We start from the raw sequence: 2,731 nt of genomic DNA, 5'->3' as shown, positions 1-2,731 counted from the left end.
ATAGGAATGGTTTTCCCATACATTCGTTCACACAACATCCTAAACAATCTTCAGAATATTGCAAAAGATGCGCCTACAGTAGCATTTTTCCCTGGAGAATACGATGGTCATACTTTAAACCTTTTTGGTTTATTAAAAGATGACAATTATTACAGAGCATTTAATATTGATAAAATAAAAGCATAATCATGATAATTAAAGATTTTTTTCAAAAAAATATCAATCGAAATATAGAAACGGTTATCAAAGCAGATGATCGTGACCATATCGCTGACGAGGTTGCAGAATACGTAATCACTCGTGAAATAGCTAAAAAAATCACGGATTTTTTCTCAGCATACAACAACTATGGCGGTGCAAATGGTGTTTGGATTTCTGGATTTTTCGGTTCCGGTAAATCCCATTTACTGAAAATTTTATCTTACGTTTTAGAAAATAAAGAATTCGATGGCTACAAAAGCGGCGAACTCTTCGCCGAAAAAATTGAGGATAATGAAATACTCAAAGGAGATGTGCAAAGGGCGACTCGAATTCCTTCCGAATCTATCCTTTTCAACATTGACCAACAGGCTCAAATAACCAGTAAAGCGGATGAAAATGCCATTTTATCAGTGTTCTACAAAGTGTTTTATGACCATTTGGGTTATTACGGTTTTCAACCACACATAGCCGAATTTGAAATGTGGTTAGACAAACAAGATAGTTATGTAGAATTCAAAACAATGTTCCAAAATAAAAATGGGCAGTCATGGGAAATAGCGAGAAACGATTACTTCGACCCATTAGTTATGGAAGTAGTTTCGGAAGTATTGGGAGAAATAAATAATACAGATGCTTCCAAATATGAAAATATTTTAGATGAGATTGAAGACAGACACAAGCAGTCTATTGAAGATTTTTGTCTTCGTGTTTCTGAATATATCAAAATGAAACCTTCCGGTTTCAGACTAAATTTCTTTGTTGATGAGGTGGGTCAATACATTAGTGACAACACTAAATTAATGTTGAACCTTCAGACTATTGCTGAAACTTTAGCGACCAAAACAAAAGGGAGTTCATGGATTTTAGTAACCTCTCAGGAGGATATGGAAAAAGTGGTTGGAGATATGAATAAAAGCCAACAAAATGACTTTTCTCGAATTCAGGCAAGATTCAAAACCAAAGTGCCACTAACCTCCGCAAATGTAGATGAGGTAATAGAAAAAAGGTTATTAAAAAAGAATGAGGACGCACAAAAACATCTGGTATCCACTTTCAAGAAAGAAAGTGCGCATTTAGACACTTTATTGAGCTTTTCTGATGCTGGAGTACAATTTAAAGGGTACAAGAACGATACCGATTTTGCTAACAAAATGCCTTTTGTTTCCTATCAATTCGACTTATTTCAAGAATGCCGTAGAGCACTCTCTACACACAATGCTTTTCAGGGTAAGCATGCTTCAGTGGGTGAAAGATCAATGCTTGGCGTGTTCCAGCAAGTAATACAAAAGATCGAGAATAAAGAGGATAATGCTTTAGTGAGTTTTGATTTAATGTTTGATGGTATCCGCAATGAGCTAAGAGGTGAAATTCAAAGTCCCATTACGCTGGCTGAAAAACAATTGGACAATCGTTTTGCTTTCAAGGTGCTAAAAGCATTATTTCTTGTAAAATATTTCGTCAATTTCAAGACTACAAAACGCAACATTTCAGTTTTAATGATTGACGATGTAAACATTGATTTAAAAAAACATGAGGCAGCCATCGATGAAGCACTAAATGTTTTAGAACTTCAAAGTTATGTACAGCGTAATGGCGATATCTATGAGTTTTTGACCGATGATGAAAAAGATGTAGAACAAGAAATCAAAGCTACGGATATTGATGATCAGGCAGTACCTCAGCTCTTAAAAGAACTTTTCTTCGATGATATCATTCGAGACAATAAAATAAAATTTCTGGATAACAAACAGGATTATGAATTCACAAGTAAAATTGATGGAAACATTCTTGGCAGAGAAAAAGAACTTGAAATAGAAATCATCACGGAAAATTTTCATGACTATGATAATCTGGCTTTTATACAATCTCAAACTATGGGAACTGCCGGAATGAAAATGATACTTCCCTCTGATGCGTTATTCATGAAGGATTTGAAAATGTATTTGAGAACCAACAAATATGTCAAACAAAATCAATCGACTTCAAACCGCCCGGAAGTAAAAAGAATTCTTCAGGAAAGAGCTATTATAAACGCTGAGAGAAGACATAATCTATTGTTATTGGCCAACAAAGCTTTGGCAGCATCAACTGTAATATTGAATGGGAGAAAATTAGAAACTACTGCAACAGCTGATGGAAAAACATTAGTAATAAATGCTTTTCAAGATTTAATAAAATCGGTATATTCTAACTTAAGAATGTTGGGTGCTATTCAATATAGCGAAGACACTTTCAAGCACACTATTCTTAGCAAACAAGATGATTTATTCGGTACGGATGACCAAACAATATCAGAAGCGGAAACCGAAATATTAACTTTGATTAACCGTAGAAAAAACCAATCTGACAGGACTTCGTTGAATGATCTTAAAACACATTTCGCCAAACGTCCATACGGTTGGTATCAAAATGCGGTTTGGACAATGGTAGCCAAGTTATACAAGCGTGGTAAAATTGAAATCAAAAAAGATTCTAATGTACTTGAAGATAATGAAGTACTGCATGCTCTTTTAAACGCTGCTAACTTTGG

The 2,731-nt window shown here is 34.6% G+C and carries 2 protein-coding genes; both read left to right on the top strand.

Annotated features, from left to right (window positions below; genetic code table 11):
- Window positions 1-186, top strand: a 186-nt coding sequence (locus tag B2145_RS07115; protein ID WP_291100213.1) for a BREX protein BrxB domain-containing protein, incomplete at its 5' end; no start/stop codon positions are given.
- Window positions 187-188: 2 nt separating this feature from the next.
- Window positions 189-2,731: BREX system P-loop protein BrxC (gene brxC / locus B2145_RS07110; RefSeq protein ID WP_291100210.1), on the top strand; the 2,543-nt coding region annotated here is incomplete at its 3' end.

The organism is Flavobacterium sp. UBA5153 (genome assembly GCA_002413745.1).
In the GTDB taxonomy this organism is placed as follows: domain Bacteria; phylum Bacteroidota; class Bacteroidia; order Flavobacteriales; family Flavobacteriaceae; genus Flavobacterium.
This window is presented reverse-complemented; position numbering and strand designations above follow the sequence as displayed.